The 25,988-nt window shown below is 30.8% G+C and carries 26 protein-coding genes; 21 read left to right on the plus strand and 5 right to left on the minus strand.

Annotated elements, in window-relative coordinates; genetic code table 11:
- The first annotated feature begins 143 nt into the window (after window positions 1-143).
- Window positions 144-1,655, plus strand: coding sequence for an acyl-CoA dehydrogenase family protein (locus MQX03_RS07575; protein WP_242802370.1), 1,512 nt, complete (start codon window positions 144-146; stop codon window positions 1,653-1,655).
- A gap of 76 nt (window positions 1,656-1,731) precedes the next feature.
- Here the strand turns inward: MQX03_RS07575 and MQX03_RS07580 are convergent, their stop codons facing one another.
- On the minus strand, window positions 1,732-2,679 hold the full coding sequence (locus MQX03_RS07580; RefSeq protein ID WP_242802371.1) for a beta-1,6-N-acetylglucosaminyltransferase: 948 nt from the start codon (window positions 2,677-2,679) through the stop codon (window positions 1,732-1,734).
- 272 nt (window positions 2,680-2,951) lie between these two features.
- On the opposite strand from MQX03_RS07580, the gene MQX03_RS07585 reads away from it, so the two are divergent.
- The 3 genes from MQX03_RS07585 (at window position 2,952) to MQX03_RS07595 (ending at window position 4,741) form a co-directional block, all read left to right on the plus strand.
- Window positions 2,952-3,512 (plus strand): helix-turn-helix domain-containing protein, encoded by a 561-nt coding sequence (locus tag MQX03_RS07585; RefSeq protein WP_242802372.1) that lies wholly within the window; start codon window positions 2,952-2,954, stop codon window positions 3,510-3,512.
- A 317-nt stretch (window positions 3,513-3,829) separates the two neighbouring features.
- A complete protein-coding gene (locus tag MQX03_RS07590) occupies window positions 3,830-4,474 on the plus strand; it encodes a DEAD/DEAH box helicase (RefSeq protein ID WP_242802373.1) in 645 nt (214 codons plus the stop codon).
- A gap of 72 nt (window positions 4,475-4,546) precedes the next feature.
- Complete coding sequence (locus MQX03_RS07595) at window positions 4,547-4,741, plus strand: cold-shock protein (protein ID WP_047445827.1); 195 nt, start codon at window positions 4,547-4,549, stop codon at window positions 4,739-4,741.
- Between the two features lie 160 nt (window positions 4,742-4,901).
- On the opposite strand, the gene MQX03_RS07600 is transcribed toward MQX03_RS07595, so the two are convergent.
- Both MQX03_RS07600 and MQX03_RS07605 read right to left on the minus strand, forming a co-directional pair.
- Window positions 4,902-5,156 (minus strand): nuclear transport factor 2 family protein, encoded by a 255-nt coding sequence (locus MQX03_RS07600; RefSeq protein ID WP_242802374.1) that lies wholly within the window; start codon window positions 5,154-5,156, stop codon window positions 4,902-4,904.
- A 42-nt stretch (window positions 5,157-5,198) separates the two neighbouring features.
- Window positions 5,199-7,340 (minus strand): ATP-binding protein, encoded by a 2,142-nt coding sequence (locus tag MQX03_RS07605; protein WP_242802375.1) that lies wholly within the window; start codon window positions 7,338-7,340, stop codon window positions 5,199-5,201.
- 311 nt (window positions 7,341-7,651) lie between these two features.
- Between MQX03_RS07605 and MQX03_RS07610 the strand changes: the two genes are divergently transcribed.
- From MQX03_RS07610 to MQX03_RS07655, 10 genes are all read left to right on the plus strand, one after another.
- On the plus strand, window positions 7,652-9,205 hold the full coding sequence (locus MQX03_RS07610) for a PAS domain-containing sensor histidine kinase (protein ID WP_242802376.1): 1,554 nt from the start codon (window positions 7,652-7,654) through the stop codon (window positions 9,203-9,205).
- Complete coding sequence (locus tag MQX03_RS07615) at window positions 9,195-9,596, plus strand: response regulator (RefSeq protein ID WP_129534472.1); 402 nt, start codon at window positions 9,195-9,197, stop codon at window positions 9,594-9,596. Before MQX03_RS07610 ends, MQX03_RS07615 begins: the two co-directional genes overlap by 11 nt.
- 981 nt (window positions 9,597-10,577) lie before the next feature.
- Window positions 10,578-10,751, plus strand: coding sequence for a hypothetical protein (locus MQX03_RS07620; RefSeq protein WP_242802377.1), 174 nt, complete (start codon window positions 10,578-10,580; stop codon window positions 10,749-10,751).
- 124 nt (window positions 10,752-10,875) lie between these two features.
- On the plus strand, window positions 10,876-11,943 hold the full coding sequence (locus tag MQX03_RS07625; protein WP_242802378.1) for an STAS domain-containing protein: 1,068 nt from the start codon (window positions 10,876-10,878) through the stop codon (window positions 11,941-11,943).
- The gene (locus MQX03_RS07630) at window positions 11,943-12,302 is read left to right on the plus strand and encodes an STAS-like domain-containing protein (RefSeq protein WP_242802379.1); all 360 of its coding nucleotides are present in this window, start codon (window positions 11,943-11,945) and stop codon (window positions 12,300-12,302) included. The genes MQX03_RS07625 and MQX03_RS07630 overlap by 1 nt, the downstream gene beginning before the upstream one ends.
- 56 nt (window positions 12,303-12,358) lie before the next feature.
- Window positions 12,359-12,823, plus strand: a complete 465-nt coding sequence (locus tag MQX03_RS07635) for a hypothetical protein (RefSeq protein ID WP_242802380.1) — start codon at window positions 12,359-12,361, stop codon at window positions 12,821-12,823.
- A 110-nt stretch (window positions 12,824-12,933) separates the two neighbouring features.
- On the plus strand, window positions 12,934-13,299 hold the full coding sequence (locus MQX03_RS07640; RefSeq protein WP_242802381.1) for a hypothetical protein: 366 nt from the start codon (window positions 12,934-12,936) through the stop codon (window positions 13,297-13,299).
- Between the two features lie 514 nt (window positions 13,300-13,813).
- Complete coding sequence (locus tag MQX03_RS07645; RefSeq protein ID WP_242802382.1) at window positions 13,814-14,716, plus strand: hypothetical protein; 903 nt, start codon at window positions 13,814-13,816, stop codon at window positions 14,714-14,716.
- A 138-nt stretch (window positions 14,717-14,854) separates the two neighbouring features.
- Complete coding sequence (locus tag MQX03_RS07650) at window positions 14,855-15,799, plus strand: hypothetical protein (RefSeq protein ID WP_242802383.1); 945 nt, start codon at window positions 14,855-14,857, stop codon at window positions 15,797-15,799.
- Between the two features lie 6 nt (window positions 15,800-15,805).
- On the plus strand, window positions 15,806-16,489 hold the full coding sequence (locus tag MQX03_RS07655) for a hypothetical protein (protein ID WP_242802384.1): 684 nt from the start codon (window positions 15,806-15,808) through the stop codon (window positions 16,487-16,489).
- A gap of 26 nt (window positions 16,490-16,515) precedes the next feature.
- Here MQX03_RS07655 and MQX03_RS07660 read toward each other — a convergent pair whose 3' ends face one another.
- Both MQX03_RS07660 and MQX03_RS07665 read right to left on the minus strand, forming a co-directional pair.
- Window positions 16,516-17,484: an IS1595 family transposase gene (locus MQX03_RS07660; protein ID WP_394801741.1), complete on the minus strand. Its 969-nt coding sequence runs from the start codon at window positions 17,482-17,484 to the stop codon at window positions 16,516-16,518.
- Between the two features lie 109 nt (window positions 17,485-17,593).
- The gene (locus MQX03_RS07665) at window positions 17,594-17,863 is read right to left on the minus strand and encodes a hypothetical protein (protein ID WP_242802385.1); all 270 of its coding nucleotides are present in this window, start codon (window positions 17,861-17,863) and stop codon (window positions 17,594-17,596) included.
- Window positions 17,864-18,388: 525 nt separating this feature from the next.
- Between MQX03_RS07665 and MQX03_RS07670 the strand changes: the two genes are divergently transcribed.
- The 7 genes from MQX03_RS07670 (at window position 18,389) to MQX03_RS07700 (ending at window position 25,954) form a co-directional block, all read left to right on the plus strand.
- The gene (locus MQX03_RS07670) at window positions 18,389-19,333 is read left to right on the plus strand and encodes an aldo/keto reductase (RefSeq protein ID WP_242802386.1); all 945 of its coding nucleotides are present in this window, start codon (window positions 18,389-18,391) and stop codon (window positions 19,331-19,333) included.
- Between the two features lie 568 nt (window positions 19,334-19,901).
- Complete coding sequence (locus MQX03_RS07675) at window positions 19,902-20,156, plus strand: hypothetical protein (protein WP_242802387.1); 255 nt, start codon at window positions 19,902-19,904, stop codon at window positions 20,154-20,156.
- Window positions 20,157-20,194: 38 nt separating this feature from the next.
- Entirely contained in the window at window positions 20,195-20,488 is a 294-nt protein-coding gene (locus tag MQX03_RS07680) for a hypothetical protein (protein ID WP_242802388.1), read from the plus strand.
- A 36-nt stretch (window positions 20,489-20,524) separates the two neighbouring features.
- Window positions 20,525-21,124 carry an ImmA/IrrE family metallo-endopeptidase gene (locus MQX03_RS07685; RefSeq protein WP_242802389.1) on the plus strand — a complete coding sequence of 200 codons (600 nt, stop codon included), beginning with the start codon at window positions 20,525-20,527 and terminating at the stop codon, window positions 21,122-21,124.
- A 170-nt stretch (window positions 21,125-21,294) separates the two neighbouring features.
- Window positions 21,295-22,575 (plus strand): hypothetical protein, encoded by a 1,281-nt coding sequence (locus MQX03_RS07690; RefSeq protein ID WP_242802390.1) that lies wholly within the window; start codon window positions 21,295-21,297, stop codon window positions 22,573-22,575.
- A gap of 44 nt (window positions 22,576-22,619) precedes the next feature.
- On the plus strand, window positions 22,620-24,518 hold the full coding sequence (locus tag MQX03_RS07695; RefSeq protein ID WP_242802391.1) for an AAA family ATPase: 1,899 nt from the start codon (window positions 22,620-22,622) through the stop codon (window positions 24,516-24,518).
- Window positions 24,518-25,954 carry an McrC family protein gene (locus MQX03_RS07700; RefSeq protein ID WP_242802392.1) on the plus strand — a complete coding sequence of 479 codons (1,437 nt, stop codon included), beginning with the start codon at window positions 24,518-24,520 and terminating at the stop codon, window positions 25,952-25,954. The genes MQX03_RS07695 and MQX03_RS07700 overlap by 1 nt, the downstream gene beginning before the upstream one ends.
- Window positions 25,955-25,988 lie beyond the last annotated feature (34 nt).

The raw sequence follows: 25,988 nt of genomic DNA on the forward strand, positions 1-25,988 counted from the left end.
CTTGTAGTTTATTTGGTGACCGAAAATTTGTATCTTAGTCGCATATTTTATGAAGCAACAGATTTAGAGTTTAAACTGCGCCATTCGCTTCATTATGTAATCCCGCTGTATCAATGGCATACGGCACATATTTTTTATTTTGTATGACTGAATCTTCAAACAAGTTATCCGGGGAAAATTACCCTGAATTTCTTGATCATTTTAAAACTTCACTCCATCATCTTTTTCAGAGAGAAAACATCGACCAGCTAAGTCTTTCAAGAGGTCTTCCGCCAAGTGTATGGAAAGAAATCATGAATCTAAAACCGCTTTCGGTTGCTGTTCCTACTGAATTCGGAGGCCGCGGATTGAAAGTGAAAGAATGTTTGGGGATTTTATCTGCCGCTTCTTACGAATCTCTACCTTTATCATTAACTTTTGGGATCAATATCGCTCTTTTTCTTGAGCCGTTAGCCAAATACGGAAATGAATCGATTAAAGAAAATATCTTTAAACATTTCTTAGATTACGGTGCAATGGGTGGTTTGATGATCACAGAACCCGATTTTGGAAGTGATGCCTTAAATATGAAGACTCAAAACGAGTTGAAAGGAGATTCTTACGAAGTAAAAGGTACAAAACACTGGCAAGGTCTTACAGGTTTGGCTAATTATTGGCTGATTACCTCAAGAAGTGCCAATGCAGAAGGAAATCTATCGAGAGATGTTGATTTCTTCATCGCAGACACTCATCAACCTGAACAAAATATTGAGGTTTTGGAATATTATGATAATCCTGGATTATACATGATTCCTTACGGTCTTAATAAAATTGATATCAAAGTTCCTCAAGCCAACAAATTGATTCCTGAATCTACAGGTCTTAAAATGATGCTTGATATTCTTCACAGAAGCAGATTTCAGTTCCCGGGAATGGGAATGGGCTTCCTGAAAAGAATGCTTGATGAAGCTCTTGATCATACAAGAACAAGAATTGTAGGAAATTCAAATCTATATGCACTAGATCAGGTACAATATCAATTGACTAGATTAGAATCTTTTTTCACATTGTGTTCGGCAATGTGTGCAAAAAGTTCTAAGATCAGCGGAATTGATCATAACCTTTCATCAGAAGGTGTTCATGCCAATTCTATGAAAGCTTTGGTAACCGATATGATGCAGGAAGCTGCACAGATTTTGGTTCAGCTTTCAGGTGGAAAAGGTTACAGAATGAGCCATATCGGTGGAAGAGGAATTATGGACAGCCGTCCGTTCCAGATTTTTGAAGGTTCTAATGAAATGTTGTACACACAGATTTCAGAAGGAATTTTAAAAGACATGAAGAAAAAGAAACTGGAAAATGTAGGTGAATATCTTCAGCAAAATGTTTTAAGTGAAAATGCTGCTAAATTATATACTCAAAATCTAGATTTCACCATCAATACTGCAATTTCTCAGAGAAAAATGATTGATCTTGGTAAAGTAGTGGCAAGAATCATCACGGTGAATGACCTTTTGGAATTGAGCAACGCAGGATTTAACCAAAAATTGGTTGATAATGCTGTGGAGATGACAAGACAAGATATTGTTACGCTTCTTGCATCAATGAATCATCATCAGGATTTGAAGCCATTGGATGATTACTCAGAAAACAGCAATTGGATGTCTTTAGTTTAAGCTAAAAATATTTTTAAATATACTTCTCCTCAAATTTATTTGGGGAGATTTGTTTTAATTTAAAATTTAAAACCGATTAGTTATTTTGACCTAAATTATTTCTAAGTTCTTTGTCTACATCACTGATATCCGGCAAAGCAGAATGGAAATTTTCATCGATATATGTCAGCAAATTCTGGTGATTAGTATAATTCAGTTTTCTAATAAAAAGATGATTATTTGATTTTAAATAATTTTCAAAAACTGAAGCAGCATCAGTGATGTTTAATGCATTAATATCTATAATGGCTCGTTTGTCATCATTCACAATAACAGAATGAAAAGGTGTATTCATCAGCACAGTTTGAAAGAAAGATTCTGCAGGAAGTAACGTATGCAGATAATAATCTTTAAAAGCCATTACTTTTTCGCTATTGCACAGAAAAGAACATGTATCCCTCGTTAAAATCATCCATTTTCCACCAATAAATGGAATGACATCTTTCATAAATTCCCTTTTATAAATAAAAGATGAGATACGAAATGCCAATTCTGTGAAATGATTTTGAATACGTTTTAACGTATCGGGTCTGTAAAATTTTTGATCATAATAAAAGAGATAATTTTTCCCTTTTTGTGCAGTCAGAAATTTCCGGATAATTGTCTGAGACTTCAAAGGATAATCTTCACCGCTCAAATTGATGAAATATTCCCATTCATTGCTGACGTTCAACAAAAATTCCATGGCATTGAGCTCAATTTGTACCATATTAAAACCGCCCGAAGTAATATTCATGCTTTCAAGAATATAAGCGTTTGGGTATTGAATTAGAAATCCCTGAATCCTTTCTGTTACTTCCTCATTTGCTTTTCTGTCGATATGGATGAGGTAAAACTGATCTCTAGTATAGATTTTTCTAAACATTCTGATGAATTGCTCAGGCTCATCGTGAACCATAATAAAATAGGCAATCCGCACCGAAGAAGAGGGAGCACGAACCAAAGGTTTTGGCTGCGACTGAGGTTGGTGAAAAGTTGTGCGCATGACTTTACGGTTAAAGTCATTTACCAAGTATCAAGCAAACAACTTGATACTAAAGATAGGCATACTTTCTGTAAGAAATTTGATTTATTTGTAAATATTTGATTTTTAAATAATTGTACAGCGTTTGTTTAAAATAAATGATTCCTTTCAAAGAATGTTTTAAATATTTTCAATCAATATTTTATTTAATTAATGTAACTTACCTAATCATTTTGGTCATCGTTTTAATTGTGTGAAAAATTTATTCAGATTGCCGGAAATTACTAAAATGTATGAGGATTTACATAAAATATATGGTCAGTCTGCGATGTAAAATGATGGTGCAGCAAGAAATTGAGCAGCTGGGCTTAAAGAATACTGTTGTAAACCTTGGTACCGTTGATATTCCCGATGGAATTACGAATGAGCAGCTGGAAGTTTTCAGAATAAAATTAGAGCATCTCGGACTTGAACTTTTAGACGACAAGAAAAGTATTTTAATTGAAAAAATTAAAAATACAATTATTGAAATGGTTCATAATGCCGATGAACAGCCAAAAGAAAACTACTCAGAATACTTAAGCGAAAAACTGGGTTATGATTACACTTATCTGTCTAATATATTTTCCGAAGTGAATGGTTACACGATACAGCATTTTATCATCATCAATAAGATTGAAAAGGTAAAAGAATTGCTGTTATATAACGAACTGAACCTTACAGAAATTGCCTATAAACTCAATTACAGCAGTGTTGCGCATCTTTCTTATCAGTTTAAAAAGATTACCGGTCTGGCGCCATCTTTCTACAAAAGTTTAAAGCAAAAAAGACTAAAGAATCTTGAAGATTTATAAATAATGTGTGATTTATGTAAGTTTAATATTTATTTATGTAACCTTTTCATCTCATTATTGACCCATCTTTGTACTGTGAAATAAATACCATAAGACTGTTCTTCAAATAAAATGGAAGAAGTTGAAAGTAATTACAGCACATCAGAGTTATATATTAAAGTAACTCAGTTATAAAGTTTATCCAGAAAATATTCTTCGAAAAGAAATTCCAGTTTCTATATTGAGTTCCCCAAAATTATAATTCCCCAAAAGACCATTAATAAAGTTTCCGAACGTTATTTTGACAAAGGAGAGCCGCAACTCGGCAAGCAAATACTATGAGTTTTAAGAATTTAAACTTAATCAATCCCATCGTTCGTGCCGCTACAGAAGCAGGATGTCCGAAGCCTACCGAATTGCAGACTAGAATTATTCCGCAAATCTTAAATGGTAAAGATGTTTTATGTGTTATTCCCCGCGGAACAGAAAGGATGACTTCTTTTACAATGCCGGTTCTACAGGCACTGAAAAAGAACAATCCGGATCATAATGACACGAGGGTTTTGGTTCTGACGCCTACTAAAGAAACGGTGTTAGAGATTGAGAAAAATTTTGAAATTTATACTAAATATTTACCATTATCACAGCTTTCTGTGTATGAAGGGATTTCAAACGGAACGCAATTATCTTCGTTGAGAAGAAGATTAGATGTATTGATTGCGACTCCTGAAAAATTAATGGAACTTGATGATCAGAGGCACATCAGCCTTTCGAAGATAGAAGTTCTGATTATAGATGATATCGAGATTTTATTGAAAGATAAAAGCAATGAGCTTAAAAAATTGATCAGTAAACTTCCGATAAAACGACAAAACATTCTTTTTTCATCGATTATCTCGCCAGAAGTCACTACCTTCGCAGACAAGATTATAGATGGAGGAGTGCAAATTAAGAAAACAACCGTCTATTCAGCTGTTTCTTGAAATAATAAAAGTAAAAAAGTTTAATCTTAGAATTAGACGCCCAATAATAAAACAATTTTTAATACCAATACAATGCAACAAGGCACAGTAAAATTTTTTAACGAAACAAAAGGTTTCGGATTTATTTCTCCAGCAGAAGGAGGACAAGACATTTTTGTACATTCTTCAGGATTGAACACTAAAATGATTCGTGAGAATGATAAAGTAGTTTTCGACGTAGAAAAAAGCGAAAAAGGATTAAATGCAGTTAACGTAAGACTTGCATAATCGATATATATCGTAAAAGAAAAGCTGCTTCACAAGAGGCAGCTTTTTTTTATGTTTAAATTGTAAGAGGCTTTTAATTTTCAATAACGAAAGCAGTCAGTTCATCCATTTTATTATTTTTAAATTTCCAAACGTCGCAGTAAGAATATTCTACTGTTTTTCAGTCTCCGTTTTTCATGCTTATTTTTCCGATAGCAGTTACAAAATCGTTCTCAGTAATGATATGGTCTACCATGAATTTTGGAGGTTCTACATAAGCTTTTTTAATGTATTCACGAACTTCATTTTTACCGCTAAGAATCTGATCACCTACGAAAGTCCATTTTGTATCTTCTGTACAGAATGATAAAAATCCTTCGTAATCATCTTTTGTAATCAGCGAATTGGCTTTTTGCAGTATTTCTTTATTATTCATTACTTTAGGGTTATCGTTAAATGTGTAATAAACTTTTTAAAACTAATTTGCAGCAACATTCATCGGCAATGTAAACCAAAAGCTGCTTCCTTCTCCTAAAACACTATCTACACCAATTTCTCCGCCGTGACGCTTGATGATTTCTGCTGAAATATATAATCCCAATCCCAGGCCGGAGTAGGTTTTACCTTTATGGTTGGCTCTGTAATATCTGTCAAACAATAAGGGCTGAATTTCGGGGTCAATACCGTCGCCATGATCCTTTACTGTTATTTTCACACAATCTTCTAGTTGATTTACAATAAGATGAATCTCTTTCGATAGAGGCGCATATTTTACAGCGTTATTTACAAAATTCACGACCACTTGGTCAATTCGCTGCTCGTCTGCGAAAATAGTTGCATCAAGGTCACCTTTTACAATTAAATGATGTTTTCCAGTAATTCTGATATCGTCACAACACGTTCCGAGCATTTCTGAAACGGTAAATACTTCTTTTGTCAGTTCTAAATTACCACCACTCAATCGGTTGATATTCAATAAATCATCTACAAGAGTGCTTAGTTTATCTAAACTCCTTGATGACTGATCGATTAATTTAGGAACCATCTCATGAGTAGGCTTATCTTTTAGTCTCATAAGAAGCTGAATGCTTGCTTTTAAACTTGTAATAGGTGTTTTAAGTTCATGGCTGGCAATAGAAAGGAAGTCATCTTTTTGAGCTTCATAATTCTTTCTTTTGGTAATGTCAACGGTTACACCAATCATATTGGTGGCAGTCCCAGTTTCATCAAAACTTAGAATACCGGATGCGTTGATCCAATGCAGTGATTCATCTGGCCATCTCACCAGATATTCTGCATTAAATGGTGAATGATTTTCTATCGACTGATTTATTTTTTCTTTCAGATTATCTCGATATTCGGGAAGAATAATTTGCATTAAATTATCAAAATCAAATGTATAATCACCTGGCAAACCATAATTTGCTTTGCATTGAGATGAAGAATTGATTTTTCCAGTGATTAAATCTAAATTATAAGAACCCAGCTGACCTGCATACAAAGCAATTTCAAGCTGCTGGTTAAGTTCTTCTAGTTCATATTTTTTATTGATACGCTCTGTCACTTCATTAGCGATGACAATGATAGCAACGGTTTTATCATCTTCATCTTTCAAAGGTTCATAGATGAAATCAAAATAGCATTCCTTTAAAACTCCGTCAGATTCTAATTTTACGGGTGCTGTATCACCGATATAGGAGTTACCAGAAGTGAAAACATCTGCAAGAATATCCAAATAGGGTTGTTCTTTCAGTTCAGGTAAAGCTTCTGCCAATGGTTGACCGATTATTTTCTGATCTTTACCCCAAATTTTGAGAATCATATCATTGGCAACCTCAATTTTAAGTTCACTTCCTGCTAAAATCCCAAAAGCCACAGGTGCTTTACTGATGAATGATTTTAAACGAAGTTCACTGGTCTGAAGATTTTTATTAAGCTGAACAGTAAGATCATATGATTTGCTTACGTTTTCATTGGCGGTGTTCAGTTCTTCATTGGTGGCTTCCATTTCTTCATTGATGGCAGCGAGTTCTTCAACGGCTGATTCCAGATCAAGCTGAATACTATTGAGTCTGAGATTTGATTTTTGTAACTCATCAATTGTATCTAATGATGATCTTCTAAGCTCAATCTGATCCATTGCAACTTTGGCAAGACCTTCGAGAATCTTTCTGTCTGCCAGACTAAATTCTCTTGTTTTCTGATCAATAACACAAAGGGTTCCTATCAGAAATCCGTCATGGGTAATCAGCGGAGCGCCTGCATAAAATCTTAAACCAAAGTCTCCAATCACATTAGGATTTGCCATAAGGCAAGGTTCTTTCAATGCATCTTCGAAAACGGTTACTTCTTTATCCAAAATTGCTAATGCACAAAGGCTTTTTCCTCTGTTGGCTTCTTTGGCTTTGCCCATTCCTATATTTGCCTTGAAAAAAACAGATTCTGCATCTACCAAAGAGAGTAGAGAAATAGGAACATTGAATATCTGTGTCGCCAATCTGGCGATTCCGTCGAAACTGTCTTCTGAAGGAGAATCAGTAATCCTATAACGTTGTAAGGCTTCAAGGCGTTCTGCCTCATTTTTGGGCACGATGTTTATGCCAAAGGTATTCTCAATCATTCTCACCGTATTAACAGTTGGAGTAAAGGTAAATCTTAAATTACCAATAACCAAGACTTTATTTTAAGCTGTTTTTTTATGTTAAATTTAGAATGATGATTGATAATCAATTTTTCATCAATTAAGTCCATTTTTTTTAATTAAATGATAATTCTATTTAATAATCATTAAAATTAAATCAAATTTGAAATTTTGAAAATCTTTTATGCTATGGGCATAGTATTTGGTTTATGAAATCATACGAAGATAAGAATGATGAATATTTTTAACTTTCTTATTTTGGGAAATAGTGTTAATAAAATAGCTAAGAATTGGAAACATCACATAACGCCCGCCCCGATCATCGGAGTAACTCAGGGACTCATCTTGATCTTTATCTTAAAGCACTCAATTCTGCCAATTCGGGTATTATCATTACTGACAATATGCAACCAGACAATCCGATTATCTATTGCAATAAAGCATTTGAAACGATTAGCGGTTATAAACATAACGAAATCATCGGTCACAACTGTCGGTTTCTGCAATTACAAGACAGAATGCAGCCTGAAAGAAATGAGCTTAGAGAAGCTATAAAAAACGGAAAAGAATGCAGAGTTGAAATCAGAAATTACAGAAAAAATGGTAAATTATTCTGGAATGAATTGTTTGTCTCCCCGGTTAAAAATGACAAAGATGAAATTACACATTTCATAGGAGTTCAAAATGACATTACCGACCGTAAAAAAGCTGAGCACGAACTGAGAGAAGAAAAAGCTTCGGTAGAAAGAAAAATTATGGACAGAACGAAAGAGCTGGTTGATAATGAAATATTTCTTTCAAGTATTATCCAGACGGTGAGAGAAAGTTTATTGGTTCTAGATGCAAATTACACGGTTCTAAGTGCCAACAGTCATTTTTTACATACCTTTAAAGTAACTTCAGAAGATACTGTAGGAGTATTATTATTTGAGCTCGGAAACCACCAATGGGATATCGATCCGCTTAGAGAGCTATTACTAAAAATATTACCGACCAACAATCCTGTCATTGATTTTGAAGTAGAGCACGATTTCCCGCATATTGGTAAAAAGATTATGCTGCTGAATGCCTATCGAATAGAGTTTGAGGGTCAGTATAAAGACAGAATTCTGATTGCCATCGAAGATATTACAGAAAAAAGAGAAACGGATCGCCGCAAAGACGACTTTCTTTCTATCGCAAGCCATGAGCTAAAGACTCCTTTAACTACTATTAAAGGTCTTGTACAGCTTCTTCAAAGAATGCCACCTGAAGGTTCATCTCACAAATACATATCGACACTTGATAAAGTGGGAACTTATGTAGACAGGCTCAATAATTTAATTACAGAACTTTTAGATACCTCAAAAATACAGTCAGGGAATATAGAGCTGCACAATGAACCCTTTGATCTTAATAAAACGATTCGGGATACAGTAGAAAATTTGTCTTTGGCAACTCCGGATTATAATATTATCTTGTCTGGCAATACTGAAGCTGTAATTCTAGGTGACGAACTGCAAATTTCGCAAGTGATTAATAATTTAATTTCCAATGCGATTAAATATTCTCCGGGTTCTGATAAAATTGAGGTTTATTTAAATAAAGTCGGAGATTTTGTGAAAATATCTGTCACTGATTACGGAATGGGAATTAGTCCGCAGGACAAAGCCAAAATTTTTGAGAGATTCTTCAGAGCAAGAGATATTCAGAAAAAATTTCCCGGTTTAGGAATTGGTCTTTATATTTCTCACGAAATTATTGCCAATCACAAAGGAACGCTGTGGGTAGAAAGTGAAATAGGTAAAGGATCAACTTTTAGCTTTACATTACCAATCATGAAAGATGAAAACAATGGACAATAAAAAAATAATGGTCTGTGACGATGACCAAGGAATATTGGATGTTCTGCAAATGTTGCTGGAGTCTGAAGGGTATGATGTTTTCACTGAAATCAACAGTACAAATCTGATTAAAGAAATAAAAACTGAACTTCCCGATCTGCTTTTATTAGATCTTTGGATGCCTGTTTTATCAGGAGATCAGGTTCTAAAAGCCATCAGGGCAACAGAAGAATTTGAACATTTACCAGTGATTGTACTTTCTGCAAGTGTTGACGGAAGCAGTATTGCAGGAAATGCAGGGGCTACAGATTTCGTTCCGAAACCTTTTGATATGGATGATTTGATTGCTAAAATCAGAGGATTGTTGCCTTACTCGGATGAGGTTGATACAAAGCTTGATTTGATCGTATAAACTTCAATTTATTTAAATAATTATAAACTTGTAAGACCTTTTCTTGAAATGAGAAGGTTTTTTTGTTTAGCACAAGAATGATTGATATTCGATGCTCCGGAGGTGCAAAATGTTTGTAATCCAAAAGCCAATAGCTCAAGAGGGGCGGCACAATTATTAGATATTAAAAATTCAGAATTTAATTAAGATAACTATATATTTTAATGTACCAAAAATAAAACAACAGCATCAAAAATAAATAACAGCATCATGATTGATGCTGTTATTTATTCTTATGACATTATTTGATTTTAAAAGGTGTATTTTGAGGTACTATATTATTATATTGATATAGTAAACATATCAATAATTTCAATAAATAAACTCATATTTTTTTGTATATAATTTGTAGATAAAATGACAACAGTATAACAATTTGTTATATATTTGTGACATAAAGTTACACAAGTACAATAAAAAAAATACTCCTTGCGTCAACAAGGAGTATAATCAAAGGAAATTATTTTATTTCTACATAGAAAACAAATAGTCCTCCTTTTGGATGGTAAATAGTTTTACCATTCCTTTTAATTGATCTGGTATAAACTTTTTTATAAGTTTTACCATTTTTTTCAAAAGTTTCCATTATCTCGGATTTTTGAATTAAACCAATTACCAAACGACTCAGGCTGTCACCTGAGTCGTTCTGATTACAGACTCAGCATTTCTGCCTACGAATAACTTCGTATATCGTTCGTTCTATGCAAAGATAATAATAAAAACACCTGACTTACAAGCTATATGCGTGTGTTATTTCCTTCAATTACTATTGTGTATTAAAAAAGATTGATTCACTTTTGCAGTCCCAAAAAAGGCATCATCTAGATAATATGTTTAAGTAACTATTGAAGCTTATGATGATAAAAATGATGAAACATAGCTAAATGATAAGCTTGTTCCTCATACAGTTGAATATATAAATAAAATATAAATTTCAACACTATGAAATCATTAACTGATTATCTTAACGAACAATTAGAAAACACTCCTATAGCTGCTTTTGAAGCAAATCAAGAAGCAAACGAAAATACATCAGAAAAAACTGATACTAACAAGACTAACGAGAATAATGAAAACATTCTTAAAGGACAGCCAAATGATGAAAAGACTGATTAAAACATAATATTTCTAATACGTCGAGTTTTGTCGCTTACTATAAAGATATTTGCATAGTAATAAAATCATAAAAATACATTGTTGATTTTCTTGGTAAAAGTTATCTTTGCAGACTTAACTAACCGTGAAAATCAATAATAAGAAATTTAAGAAAAAGAGGAGGTTGCCAAGGAAGCAACATCATATTCGGAATTATATTAGAATTCGGAAGTTTTTTCCATTTAAAAATTTCAAAGAATTTTATAAACAAACTATTTATAGGGCAAAATATACTAAGATTATTGAGCCTTTTAAAGATTTTAGATTATTAGTAAACCCGATTGAGGTTATTAAAACGATAGCTGAATTAAAATCTTTGACAAAAAAGGATAAAATTCACCGTGTTATTATTGAGTTGAAAGATATAACACATATAGATATAGGGGCCATATCTTTGATGTTATCATCTGTTAAAGAATTAAGAAATAGTAAAATTAAAGTTTCCGGAACACAACCTTTAGATGAAGAAGTGCTGGACTTTATAATTAGAAGTGGATTTTTTGGAAATATGTCAAATGTATCAGCCCATATTAGTAATACATTACAATCTCATAAGAAAAATAATAAAAATACACTTGTTATTGCAGATTGTAATATGAAGAGTAAAGGTCAGTTAATTGGCACAAATATTCGACAAATAAAAAAATTATTATTAGGTGAAGAGAATCACTATCCACCATTATATACCATTCTAATGGAGATGAATGCTAATGCTTTTGAACATGCATACAACGATGATAAAAAACATTGGATTTTAGGTATAAATTTTGATGAAAAAAGTAAAAAAGTTTATGTCACATTTACAGATAATGGCTTAGGTATAATAAAACAATTAAATTTAAAGAGGTCTACTAGAGTTAAAGAATTTATTTTAGATTTTGCTAAATTAAAAACTCCAGATGTTTTTAATAATGGAATATTATTACAAAAAGTTTTTGACAAAGTCTACAATTCTAGATTTAAAAGTCAAATTAATAGAAATAGAGGATTACCAACGATAAAAGATAAAAATACTAAAAATAAAATCAAAAATCTTATTTGTATTACTAACGATGTCTATTTAGATTTAACCACAGATAAATATACAATTTTAGATGATGATTTTACAGGAACTTTTTATTATTTAGAATTAGAAGCACAAAATTTTAATTAATGGATAAAATAATTGTAAAAGTTAAAGATTTTACAGAATACCCAGATGCCAGATATATCGAACATGATTCATTTTCTGGCGAAGAATTTTACTATGAGTATATAAAACCAAATTTTGAGAAAGCTGTCAGTGAAAATAAATATCTTGTTGTAGATTTAGATGATACAGCAGGTTATGCATCTTCATTTTTAGATGAAGCTTTTGGAAATTTAGTTTATGATTTTAGTATTGATATTATTAAATTAAAATTAAAAATCATTTCAAATCAAGAACCTGATTGGATTGATTTAATTTTAGAAGATATAATTGATATATGGAAAGAGAAAAAAGAAAAAGGTCTTCCACGTAAAGAACTATGATTATAGATTTTTTTAAATTTTTGATAAATCATACACATCTAAATTTCATATTTTCCATGGAATTTTCATTTAGTGATTTTATAGCAATTTTAGCACTTATTTCAGGCATTGGTGTGCCAATATACATAGCGGATAGATTACAAAATAAATTCCTTAAAAATACAAATTTAAAAACCTATCACGTAAAACTACTTGATGATATTTTTTCAGATTATAAAAATTTTATTGAAGAATTAATCAAAGGAAATTATAACAAAAGAGAGATTGCAAATAAATTTAAAATGTTTACAATTAGGTTTGCTTCTATTGATCATCAAAATCTAATACGCTTTAAGATATCTCAAAAATTACAAACAATTAATAGACAATTACAAATGTTCGTAACGAGTTCTAATGAATATAACACCACTCAAACAAGTGGTAAAGTCAAATTAAATAATCCTACTAAGAGTCAAATAGAAATATTATATTCATTATTAATAAAAACTAATGGAGATGTGATTTTCGAGTTGCATAAATAGTTAAAACCCTCTATTTTAGAGGGTTTTAACTATTTATGCAACTCGAAAATTTTCATTAAATTTTTGGTTTATTCGTTTAATAGTGATATTTTTGAAAAACTATAAACTTTATGAATATTACTGTTATTGCTAATTACGAATTAGTACAAGATTTAGATATAGATAAGAAAATTACGTATCAACCCACAAGGTTAATAATTGAGATCAGAAATGATTCTGATATTGATTTTAATGTAGAAACTTTAGATGTTAAAGTTTGTAATAAATTTTTACCATTTATATTTAGCAAAACTGAATTTACACAAAAGAAAAATGTAATTATAAGACCAAATCACAAAAGTGATTTTTTAATTAATTTTTCTAATAAAAAGGATAAAAAATATAAAGTAATTGTTAACAGAAAATATTCTAATAAAGAAATAATTAATTATTTTGGATATGAAGATTATGAAAAAATTAAATCAGGTATTTATTAATTAGTTTTATAACAGTCTCAAATGCTGGTGCTTTTTTTACAGGAATTCTATAGATAATTTTATTTTCATTGATTACTGAAAATTTTATTCTTGATATACAATATTCGCTATGATTTTTTTTAAATATTGTGATTGTTAAAATTGATTTTATAATATTGTTCATGTTGTTTAAATTTGATAATTAAACATCTATTAGTTAATAAAATAACATACTTTCCAAAACCCTCTATTTTAGAGGGTTTTGCATTTTACAGCCTCGAAACTTTTGATTATATTTGTATTATAAATCATTCTAATATAGAATGTAATAATCGTGCTTAATTGCATTATTGTCAACCTAAAATTACCACACGAAGTAGTTATTTACTTCACCTAGAAAAGACAAATAATGTATATAAGGTACGCCAGTATTGGCGTGGCTTGTATCATTGTTTTTTTGGGGTGTGGTAATCCTAAGGTTGACATGGTACAATGTCCACGCTTTATTTTTTGTTAAACCTTAAATTACCACACAATGAAATTTGAATTTTCTACATTCAAAACAGTAGCATCATGTTCTTTAATGATGTTTGCAAACTATTCCTTATCAGCACAAGAAACTTTTAAAATTGACCAGCAAAGTCTAAAGGACATTTCTAACGATTATTACGTTTATAGTGTTGAATTAAAAACAATAACCGATAGTTCAACAGTTCGGAAAGGCTATATGGTAATACCTGAAATAAATTTTCGAATAGATTCGGAAGATTTGGAAGGTACTTATAAAGAAATTTCTAGTATAATGGCATTTTCAGATGAGGGTATTACAGATAAATTCTTGAAAAATGAATTGTCTGAAAAAGTCAGAACACACTTTGATTATAGTAGTAAAATTAGCACCTTAATTGAACAACAAGATAATAAAAAATTGTATGTTTTAGATTATGATGTTTTTACAAGAATAATTGATAATATTAAAAGAAATGACTCTCAAAATGATACTGAAGCATTCTTGCAATCTTTAGGTTATAAAGTTTATTCTGAAAATAATTATAGATATATAAACACGAAATATTACAAAGTTGAGTGTAAAGAATTATTAGTAAATACTTTAAAAAAGAATAGCAATTACTTGAAAAATATTGATGCCTATTTTGAACAACTTCAAAGTTTACGTAAACAAGCTTTGGTCTATAATCCTAAATTTAATAGGTATATTAGATTATATAGATTACAGAGAAATAGAATGTCAAAAGCTGATATATCATCGTGGACTGCTCTGACAAAATTAGCATTAGAACTAAACAAAAAATTTGTTAATGTCAATGATAAATTATGGGGTGGTCCAGAGAAATTTCCTTTATCAGAAAATTACATAAAAGATTCTAAAGACTTTGATGATTATTTGGGAGCTTCTATGGGAGTTTTGGGCTTATAATTGTGTATGTTTTATATATAAATTATAATACGTCAATATTTGACGTTTTTCTATACTAAATTTAGCAATATGAATTACGGAAAACAGTAATTTCAATTTTAAACTTTTTTATATATTTACCAAATCGATAAACATACCATGGAAAATGAATTAAAAATAAAAATTCTTTCAAACAGTAATGGAGAAAAAGTTAGTCTAGATAACATAACTATAGATGCTGCAGATGCTTTAAAAGTATTTATAGAATCATTGAGTGATTTTGCAAAGAGTTATAATTATAATTCAGATGTAAAATTATCAATAAAAAATGGATCTATTGAAACCGTGCTAATTTATCCTTCTGACAAAACAGAAATATCAGAAGATATTAATGAGATAGTTGCTGGAAAATCATTTGAAACTCATAGAACAAAACTATTTAAAAATATTCAGGACAAAATCAAACTGAATGGTTTAGAATATAGTGTACTATTAAAAGAAAATGACATTGAAACAGATTTAACTAAAAACTTTAAAGATAAAAATTTTCCAATAAGAAGAGGGAAAAAAGTTCAACTAAAATTCGAAATTATTTTTTTAAATGGTGAAATATTTGAAGCTGGTGGAAAATCTAAAACAAATGTTCACATTACAGTTGGAGACAAAGATTATAAAATTGACTGTACTAAACCGCAGGCAACGGCCATGGGTAGTGTATATAGCAGAGTGAATTTATCTGTACTAAAAAAATGGAGAACAGAAAGCAGTATTGAATATATATTAATAGAAAACTATTTAATAGAAAAAGATTATAATTATTTCAAAAATTTACATGAAGAATTCAAGAAAAAAAATACTTTAGAAAAGTATGATTATTTGCATGATAAAGTTGTTGAGATATTTGAAAATAAAGATTTGCATACAAACAACTTGATTAAATTACTGCGACTTTATAATAATCAATATACTGATAAAGACAGGGGTATTGTAAGAACTTTGTTGATGAGTATAAAACCCTTATTAAAAGATAATGATGAAATTTCTTACTACTATAATGAGGTGGCTAAAAGATTTAGATATGGTAGTAAATTACAAAAGATATAGTAAATAATGGATTTTAAAAAACTATTAACCAAATATAACGACAAAAACCCATCAGAAAATTTTGTTGCTATTGCTACAAAAATTTATGATAGAAAAGCGTATCATGCTGGAATTATTATACGATATAAAAATAAAGATTATCTACATCATTATCCAGGTGGAAATCAAAGCCCTTTAGTTGAGGAGGATTTTGATGGTAATGATTGGTATATTTATAAATCAGCAGATTTTGTAAGTGATAACGAATATGAAGTAGCTTCTTTTCTTCAATATTGTAGAAGAGTCTGTAAAAATAGTACGATTAGCTATGGATATTTTACAGATGGTTCTAAGTATGATCAACAAGGAAAATTTGTTAGTAAAAATGAGCTTCCAGAAATTGGAACATGTGTTGGATTTTGTATTAATACATTAACAGGTGCAATCCTTGATATTAAAGACAATATGTTTGAACTTGATGATTGGGATGATTCTGAAATTCCTAAATTTTATGATACAAAATTTAGAGAAGATATTAAGGATAAATATCCTGATTTGGATTGGGATTTATATAATGTTTTTAGAAAAAGAATTACACCAATTGAATACTTGTGTTCATCGTTTTTTGATAGTTTTCCAATACGAAAAGATGAAATTTCTGATATAATTATTCCTGTACAAGCAGTTATTGATCAAAAATTTGCTTCATAAATTAAAGGGGCTTTTGCCCCATTTTTTTATGCTATCAGTTCCTCATAACTTAGCCTATCATTAGCATTTAGTATTGCAAGATTAAATCTATCACCTTCGGTAAATTGTTTGGTATTGTATCTAAAAGAAAACTCGTCACAATATTTCTGTAAATGTTTTGGGCTTGTTGAATGATAAATTCCAAGAATTCCACGTTTTAATAAACTCCAAAAACCTTCAATACTATTGGTATGATATTTATCTTTTACGAATTGTCCGTTGTTATGTGGAATCTTTTTGTGATTGTAAGCTCTATGCAAACTTGAATAACCAACCCAACCATCACTAACTACAATAGAACCTTCTTTAACCATATTTTTAATAACAGTTGTAAGGGTTTTACCTTTTGTGTTTGGGATAATTTCAGTTGTAACAATTCCGTTGCTTAAAAGACCAAATACTACAGTTTTTGTTTTAGTGCTTCTACCTTGAGTTTTTTCTTTCCTTCGTTCTTTTGGCTTTTTCATATTTTTCCCACCTACAAATGTTTCATCAACTTGAGTAACACCGTCAAATTTTTCAATGTTTTTAACTCTGAATGAATGTCTTATTCGGTTCAACATAAACCAAGCAGTTTTTTGAGTTACTGCAATGTCTTTAGATAATTGAACACTACTAATGCCTTTTTTGTGTGATGAAAATATGTAGATAGCTAAAAACCATTTCTTGAAAGCAATATGAGTTCCTTCGAACATGGTTCCTATTCTAACTGTAAATCTTTCTCTGCAATCTTTACATTTATATAAACCATTGAAGCGACCTGACTGTTTTAGTTTGTAATGATTCTCTCTAACACTTCCACAATGTGGACAAACTGGTTCTCCATTCCAACGCAATTCTTCAATATATTCTCTGCATTTTTGTTCGGTATCTAAGACCTCTATCATTTTTATTAGAGAATTGAATTCAGTGTTCTTAGTTATTGATTTTGAGTACCTTAACATTTTTATTGATATTATAAATTTATAAAAAAATTTCGAGGCTGAACAATGCTGCAAAACTTATTTTTAGATAGTTTTGCAGCTTGTAAGCCTTTCTGAATCAGTAAGTTTGTTTAATTAAACATTAAGGATTTAATAACAAATTAACTGCATAGGAAACCTTATCTATAGAAAGATTTTGATAAATAATTTGATAGAAAGGTGTTCCTTTAATCAATAAAAAGAGTGATGACAAACTTTCAATTGTTCCGAGAGTTTTAATGATTGAAAAACGTTTTGAATTGTTATTAGCATTTCCGGTGCTAAATTCAAAATTTTTTGAGGATTCTTTAATTGCAATACCTTGGTCAGATAAGGTTGTAATTTTCTTTTGATTGTTGAATTTAATCTGCATAATTTAAAATTTATGTGAGATTAAATTCAACTGCTTTTGAAAAGCTGAAGATGTTAGAATATTAAGTTGACGCTTTTAAAAGAAAATTTTTATATTTTTGATTTACAATGTTTTATGTATTTAATTTTCTTAAAATTAAAAATATGTTATTTAAAACTATTACATATTACAGGCTGATTTTAAATTTTAACACTTAAAAATACTGTTTTCACATATTTACATGAAAAAATCCAGCTATTTTAGCTGGATTTCAAGTGATAAAAATAACCTTTTAAAAAAGTGAAAAACTAACATCTTTAAGAATAATTAGCGTTTTTGATTAATAACTAAAGCAGTATAAATTTTGAAAATTTGATAAATTATAAATGTTTGGTACATTAAAATATATAGTTATCTTAATTAAATCTCCCTGAAAATATTTATTCTCTCTATCATCACTAATTAAATTTTAAGCTGAAACCTTGACCCAAGCTTTTTTATCGTTCGTAAATTTGAGTTTGAAAAATAAAATATTAAAACAAGCGCATGCAAAAGAGAAAAATTAAAAATACAGATTTAGAAGTAGCTCCAATTAATTTTGGAGGAAATGTTTTTGGCTGGACATTAGATGAAAAACAGTCATTTGACATCTTAGACCAATTTGTGGGTGGAGGTTTCAATTTCATTGATACTGCAGATACCTATTCATGGTGGGTCAACGGAAAAGGCGGACAGTCAGAAGAAATCATTGGAAAATGGCTGAAGCAGCGCGGAAACCGAAATGATTTGGTAATTGCTACAAAAGTAGGTTCAGAAACTAAAGAGCATGGTTTTGATATCAGTAAAAAGCATATTTTAAAATCGGTAGACGAATCTTTAGCAAGACTTCAGACAGATCATATCGATTTGTATTATACACACTTTGACGATAACAAAACTCCGGTTGAAGAAACCTTGGAAGCTTATGATGAAATCATTAAAGCCGGAAAAGTAAGATATATCGCAGCGTCTAATCTTTCTCCTGAAAGATTAAAGGCATCTTTTGAGGCCGCAGAGAAAAACAATCTTCCTAAATATGTTGTATTGCAGCCTCACTACAATTTGTTAGAAAGAGAAAAATTTGAAACCAAATATGCAGATTTAGTAAAGCAATATGACTTGAGCGTCTTCACTTACCGGTCTTTGGCAGCAGGATTTTTAACGGGAAAATACCGTACAGAAGAAGATTTGGCAAAAAGTACAAGAGGAGAAGGGGTCAGAAAATATCTGGATAAAAAAGGTCTTGAAGTATTGAAAGCTTTAGATCAGATAAGTGAAAAGCATGAGACTACCCAAGCATCTGTAGCATTAGCGTGGCTGTTGGCAAATCCGTTGGTGACTGCACCAATTGTAAGTGCAACAAGTGCATCTCAATTGAAAACTTTATTTCAGGCACCTGAATTAAAATTAAGCTCAGATGATATTGAACTTTTAAATAAAGTGAGTCAATAAATGTTTTAAACTTTTTTGTAATAAAGATCCCGGTACTGAAGTTCTATAAGTACCAAACTTTATTTGCCTCTTTTATGATCAATTAACAGAATCCGTGCTTATTCGTGAGCCGGATTTTTTTATTATGGCTAATGATCATTTTTTTAATTAAGATTTTACTGCTCTTCGATAGTTCTTCGGGTCTTCTTCGGAAAAAGAATCATTTTTCCGAAGAAGACCCGAAGGAATGCAAAAGAATCGGTCAAAAACCAATTGATTTTTTCGGGAGTGAGTCTCAGATGAATATTCTAAAATGCCTTCGTTTAACAATCATCAAAAACAAATGATATAGCAAGAATTACAAAAGAAATTTTAGCTTGGTACTTTTACTCTAATTTTATTTTAGTTTCTATCTGAAAGGATAGAGGTTTTTTTGTGAAAAGTTTTAGATTGTACATCAGCCTCTACCAAGTATAATAAGTTTAACGTTGAAATCTCAATAACCAATTTACAACACAGATACGGTTTCCCACAATTGTGAAAATATTTTTTTGGTATATTTGAGAGTTAAAAAACTAATTTATTATAAATGTCTGCAATTTCCAGCTTTAATTTTCTCAATGAGTATTATCCTGCATTATTTAATCAGGCAATGCTTGCGGAAAGCTTATATTATATTGATGCAAGTTCATCAATTGCTAAGACTAGATTGTTTTACGAAAAATTGATACAGTTAATTGCAGAGTTAGAGATTGAAAGCCTAAACGGTAGAAACCAATTGGAAGTTAAGAACAACAAGAAATTGTTTCCCGCGAAAGCCTATTTGCCAAAGCAGATGCCATAGAAGAAAAATACAAAAACCTAAAAGCGAAAATAGAAACTTTGCCACAGACTATTTTGCACAAAGCTTTCAAAGGCGAGCTTACAGAGCAGTTGGAGACCGATGGCGATGCAAAGGTTTTGCTGGAGGAGATTGTGGCGTTGAAGAGTGAAGGAAAAAGCGGGAAGGTTATTTATAAAAAGTATGTTCAGCCTGATGATGAGGTTTTAAGAATTGTGGCGGAATCTGCAACGATGGACTATCTCGTACGACAGTGGAGAAAACCACTGCTTGGTACTATCAACGTTTTGAATTGTGGGTTTCTCAACAAGGTCTTGCGGCAAGAGGAACCTTAGATGAAACTACACTTAGAGAACTGTTCGATGCTATGAATGATGAAGACAAATAGCGAAATAGAAGATATCGTAAATAGTGTTTTAACAAAATACCAAAAAAGAGGTGGAAGTTACAAGCTCTTTGACGATATAATGTTAGAAGAAGGAATCGTATTTAGAGAAATTAATAGTCTTAATAGTGATTTTGTCGGCGCACTCACTAAAGGAAATAATGGTCAGAAAAGCTATATTTTCATTAATGGAAATATCGAGAATGCAGGTCGCAGACATTTTACTATAGCGCACGAGTTGGGTCATTATTTCTTATCGCATCAGTTAAAGGATAATTCTATTTTTTGCTCCAATACTGATATAGCAGAAGAAGGTAGCCAGATTGACCCGATTGAAAGGGAAGCCAATTATTTTGCAAGTTGCTTTTTAATGCCTGAGGAAAAAGTAAAATCTGCATTTTTGATTATCTTGGAAAATCACACAAGACAAAGAATGAAAGATTTTTTGTTAGTGAAAAATGATTACACTTTCGGAGTTTGGATATTGATAAGAGATGAACTTACCAAGCGGTATGGCGTTTCGGAAGCTGCTTTGCGTTACCGTTTGCAGTATTTGAAATTGGCGAGGTTTGAGTTTAAAAAATAGATTAGCAGAGTAATTAGAAAAGGATTTATGAGCAATGAACTTTTTTGCCAAAGTGGATTACGGTAATCGAGGCTTGATAAGGCTTTTTGCTGAACGGTTTAGGGGATAGAAGTAAAGAGGGCAAAGAAAAAAAAATATAAAAAAACTAATAAACAATTAAGAATACAAATATGAAAGAATTATTATTTGGAGATATAAAAGAATCAGATGAAGTTTTTTATGTTGGGCTTGAAAATATTGAGGAATTAAAAGATGACTATTATGAAATTGTTTTTGATGGTATTAAGAGTGATACAATAAAATTTTACAAGAAGTCATCACTTGAAGAATCGTTTGAAGAAATTAGAAGTTTTCTGTTTTCAATAGAAATTCATAAAAATAAGTACAAGGAATTTAAGGATTTTTTTAGGCATGAAATTTTTAAAAGCAGATGGTTTTCAATAAGAGTTTCAGAAAAAGAGACTAGGTTACCAGTCAGTATTATCCAAGATACCAATGAGGATATACCTGAAAAAAAATATATTGTCTCTATAAAACAAATTAATAATCGAAACAGTATTAATAAAATTCTAAGTAAGTATTTTTCTTGGAATAATTTTGTAAAATCCAATAAGGAAGAAATATTCAACATTTTGAACTCTATATATGATAAACAGCTTCATTTTAATCATAAGTTAAATGTATATAATGTAGGACAAGGTAGTTTAACTGCAGTAACTACTCAAGATAATATTCCTATTTTTTATTTTGATCTAGGTGGAGGCTTTGCGTGGAATAAGAGTACCTATCCAGTAACGTTAAATTTATGTTTTAGTTTTGTAAATACCATTATAATTTCTCACTGGGATGGAGATCATTTAGAAACAGCTAGAAGATATTTCGCGACAAATTCAGCACAATTGAAAGATATTACTTGGATCATTCCAGAACAAAATATAACTCCTTTATATTTTAAGTTTGCTGCTAAAATGAGAGCAACAGGTAGACTTATTTTATGGCCAAAAACTTTAACAGGCAATATCAAAACTTGGTTTGGAGAATTGATAAAATGCACAGGACCAGATAAGAATCATTCTGGTTTAGCATTAATTGTTGATTCTCCTAACAATTCTATAAAAAAGGTTTTAAATCCAGCAGATGCAGCATATAAATATATACCCTTAATTAAGAAAATTCAGTTTGACGGATTGTTGGCTACTCATCATGGAGCAAACTTTGATGACAAAAACTCTCCTCTCCCAAAATGTGTAAATGGTAATATTGTATATTCTCATGCTACAACCAAGTACGGCCATCCAAAGCCTAGCGCTGTATTAGCTTATGATAGCTGTAATTGGAATAACAAATTATTTACTCCTGATAACCACATCTCTTTTGTAACAATAGATAACAATTTGAATATAGGGTGTGGAGGGAATTCTTGTAACTTAATAATCTCTCAAACATTTTAAATTTAGATAAATATCTTAATAAAATTATAAAAACTAACTAAACCATGAATTACTGGAAACTTGGATGCCGCTGGTATAGCGGTGCACCACTATTTTTCAAGTACTTACTTGAAAGCAAAATTGTTATAAGCTGGACTGATAAAGAATTTAATATTAATGATTCTGTACTATTAACAGATGGTTTCACCGCAATAGGTGTAGCAAAGGTTTTATCTCCACCAACTTCAATTTTAGAGTTAGTAGAATTTCAAGAGACTTTTAAAAAATTGGAGATTCCCATTGATCAGCAAGATTTGATTGTTTTTAATGCGGATGTTTTTGAATTAGAAAAATCCCAACAATTTACTTATCAATTACGACAAGGTATTTGTCAGATACACGCGTCAGAAATTCAAATTAAAACTCAAGAATTACTTCAAAATAAATTATCAGAAACCATTATGGAAAATTTAAATAATCTTCTTACATATAAAAAACAGATAATCCTACAAGGTCCTCCAGGAAACGGTAAGACAAGATTGGCTAAGCAAATTGCGAAAGAAATTTTACAAAAATCACAAAATAATATTAGACCAAAAGAAATCAATTCTGAAATTATTGATCAGATTCTACTACCAGGTTTAGAATTTAAAAGTGTTGCTGGCAGAGAAACTTATAAGATCAAATCAGCAACTGATAATAATTTTTCTATTCAAACTTCAGGAGTTGACAGATCGCCTTCAAAGAAAGGTATAAAGAATTTTTACAAAAATAATTTAAATTGGAATACTTCAAGTTTAAGTGGTGTAGAGTCATATGAAATGGCTTTGGCAAAATACATCTTTGAAAACGTTGACAGTTATAATAGGTTCATACAACTTGAAGAAAACGACCAATTTAAACTCATTCAGTTTCATCCAAGTTATACCTATGAAGATTTTGTAAGAGGTATCGTGGCAAAACCTAACCCCGATGGAGATGGTGTTTTATACGAAGCTGAAAATAAAACCTTGGGAGAATTTGCTAAAAAAGCTTTGGATAATTATTTTTTAAGCAAAGGAGTTATTAATAGTAGTGATGAGTTTGAAGAAAAATTGAATATACTTTTAACTGCTGTTAATGATGCTGTATCTCAGGGGAAAACATATTCGTTCGGAAATAAAAGTACCGCTGAGATTATATATAGTACTAATAGAGGATTTGTTTACAGGTTTCCTAAACGACAAGAAGTAGAATACAATTTGTTATTTGATGATTTACGAAAAGTATATGAAAGAAGTAATGAAATAAAAATTCCCATTGATTTGAGAGATAAAGAAAAAGCTTTTGGTTTGGAAATGAAAGGTAAATATCTTTACTATTTTATGCTACTTCAACAATTGGAAAAGTTTAATATTGTGGGTAAAAAGTTTGATGATGAAAAACCTTTTGTATTAATCATCGATGAAATCAACCGAGCTAACCTTTCTTCTGTTTTAGGAGAACTTATTTATGCATTAGAATATCGCGGAGAAGAAGTGGAAAGTATGTATGAGGTTGATGGTTCTCAGAAATTAATTCTTCCTCCAAATCTGTACATCATTGGTACAATGAACACTGCAGACCGAAGCGTGGGGCATATAGATTATGCCATTAGAAGAAGGTTTGCTTTTGTAGATGTATTGCCAAAAGAATTACAAGATGATGATGAAATTTATTTCAATAGCACCGATTTCCTTCGGATTTCATCTTTATTTAATGATAAAAATGTAAGTAAAGAGTTTGAAATAGATGCAGTGAGAATTGGTCACAGCTATTTCATTGTGAAAAAATCTGATGCAAATGACGATGCACGAAAGGATGAGTTATTTAAAATGAAAATGCAATACGAAGTAAAGCCAATTTTATTAGAGTACGAAAGAGACGGAATTTTAATTGGTGAGTACGAGGAAAAACCTATCAAAGAATTTATAAAATCTTTGTAATGGGCATCTTCCTAAAAGAACATATTGCTTATAAGTTACTGTTAACGGATGATTTTAATGGTATCGAAGAAAAAGATAGGAAGGCTTATCTCTGGAATGACTCTTTAGAAGAAATTAAACCACGCAAATTCAAAACTGAAAGGGGAAGAGATTACCATTGTTTCTCCTGCAAAATTTCTGAAAAAGAAGTAACTCTAAATTCAGATTATTTTGTAGGTCTGGATTGGTTGACCAGAGACAGATTTATTCACATAGAACCTAAGCTTAATTTTGCGGTTTTAAAAGGCTTTGAAAATGTAAGTGCCAAGACTGAAGAGGAAATTTCAGACGAAGAAATTGAAAAATTAAACGAAGCAGCTAAAAAAGAAGTAGAGGGAGAATCAGACAATTCTTTTAAAGAAGTCAATGTCATTGCGATGCTAATGAAGATTATGTCACACAGCGAAGTGGCAAAAGAAACGGATAAATTACTACTGATTGATTGGGAAGCCTCTGAAATAGAAATCGAACAAAAGCAAGATTTATTGACCCCGTTTTTGGTAGTGAAATTCCTTAATCTGCTTCAGAACATCGCAAGAAAAGGTTTAAAAAAATCTTATTATAAAGTTCAGGAAAACCTTCGAAACAGAGTGAAAGGTAAAATCTTGGTGGGACAGCAAATCAAACAAAATGTTTTTAAAAACCGCTTCACCAATACCGTTTGTGAATATCAGGTTTTTGGAGATGATTCTTTAGAAAATAGATTCTTAAAAAAAGTATTTTTGTTTTGTACACAGTATGTAGACAATAACCAACATTTTTTTACAGGTGAAAGTAATATTTCTTACATAGTGAATTACATTCGTCCGACTTTTGAGCATATTAGTTCAGACGTTGATAATCAAGATATAAAACATTTGAAATACAATCCGTTTTTCAAAGAATACAAAGATTCGATCAAAATCGGGCAACAGATTTTAAGAAGGTTTTCATACAACATTACAAAAACGTCAGCCGAAAAAATCTCTACACCACCATTTTGGATTGATATGCCCAAAATGTTTGAACTGTATGTTTATGCAAAATTTTTGGAGGATAACTCAAATTTCGGTGATAGAAATTTCAATTACCAATTTGCTACGCACGGTAACTCTCTTGATTTTTTGATTTGCACAGATGATAAAAAAATAGTTGTTGACACAAAGTATAAACTGAAATACAATTATGGCCAAATTCACGAAGACATGAGACAGGTCGCTGGATACGCAAGATTGAATAAAGTAAAAAATAAATTACCATACATTGACAATGAAATTCCTTGCTTAATTATTAATCCAAAACCTGCTGACAGTAAAAATGATAGTAAATTAGAAATCGATAAATTACTCGAAGATGAAAATAAAATAAATGCTTATCACCAAATCTACAAAATAGGAATTGATTTGCCTCTAATGTAGGTTTATGGACATGATGAGTTCCTGTTATCAATAA

Source organism: Chryseobacterium aahli (assembly GCF_022699665.1).
Classification (GTDB): Bacteria; Bacteroidota; Bacteroidia; order Flavobacteriales; family Weeksellaceae; genus Chryseobacterium; species Chryseobacterium aahli.